Annotated in this window: 1 protein-coding gene; it reads left to right on the top strand. The window is 68.2% G+C overall.

Annotated elements, in window-relative coordinates; translation table 11 throughout:
* The first annotated feature begins 93 nt into the window (after positions 1-93).
* Positions 94-444: a 50S ribosomal protein L19 gene (gene rplS, locus DMH08_RS39760; protein WP_125621451.1), complete on the top strand. Its 351-nt coding sequence runs from the start codon at positions 94-96 to the stop codon at positions 442-444.
* Positions 445-654 lie beyond the last annotated feature (210 nt).

The raw sequence follows: 654 nt of genomic DNA, 5'->3' as shown, positions 1-654 counted from the left end.
CCGCCGGCCAGCGCGGCTGGGCCACCGCCAAAGATCGCCCTGACCAGGGCATGGATGACCGCGATCGGCCTGTGGCGAGCGTGAGGAGAAAAGATGAGCAACGTACTCGCTGAGGTCGGCAACGCCTCCAAGCGCGACGACCTGCCGGAGTTCCGCGCCGGCGACACCGTCAAGGTCCACGTGAAGGTCGTCGAGGGCAACCGGTCCCGCTTCCTGACCGTCCAGGGCGCCGTGATCCGTGTTCAGGGCTCCGGCATCAGCCCGATCTTCACCTTGCGCAACGGCTCCTTCGGTGTGGGCGTCGGGCGCACCTTCCCGCTGCACTCCCCGATCTTCGAGCAGATCGAGGTCGTCACCCGCGGTGACGTCCGTCGCGCGAAGCTCTACTACCTGCGCAACCTGCGTGGCAAGAAGGCCAAGATCAAGGAGCGCCGCGAGGCCTGAGAGGCTCCTGAGCATTGCGAGTCGATGAGGCTCGTTGTGGAGGAACTCTCTAGACTCACCGCGTGACTTCGAACGACCGCGATCCTTCCGTCGGCGTCGGGCCCCAGGCCCGTTGGGACGGGCCCGACACAGGGGGATCGCGGTCGTTCTCGTCTCCGCCCCAGGCTCCGCGCTGGGGCGCCGAGCAGCCCGGCCCGGGCAGCGGTCCAC

The sequence above is a fragment of the Actinomadura sp. WAC 06369 genome (assembly GCF_003947565.1).
GTDB classification, from domain to species: domain Bacteria; phylum Actinomycetota; class Actinomycetes; order Streptosporangiales; family Streptosporangiaceae; genus Spirillospora; species Spirillospora rifamycini.
Note: the sequence above shows the minus strand (reverse complement) of the source record. Positions and strands in the feature narration are given on the sequence as shown.

Bases quoted from the DNA above. Each gene is read 5' to 3' on its own strand.
- rplS (WP_125621451.1), top strand. From the start codon at position 94: ATGAGCAACGTACTCGCTGAGGTCGGCAACGCCTCCAAGCGCGACGAC.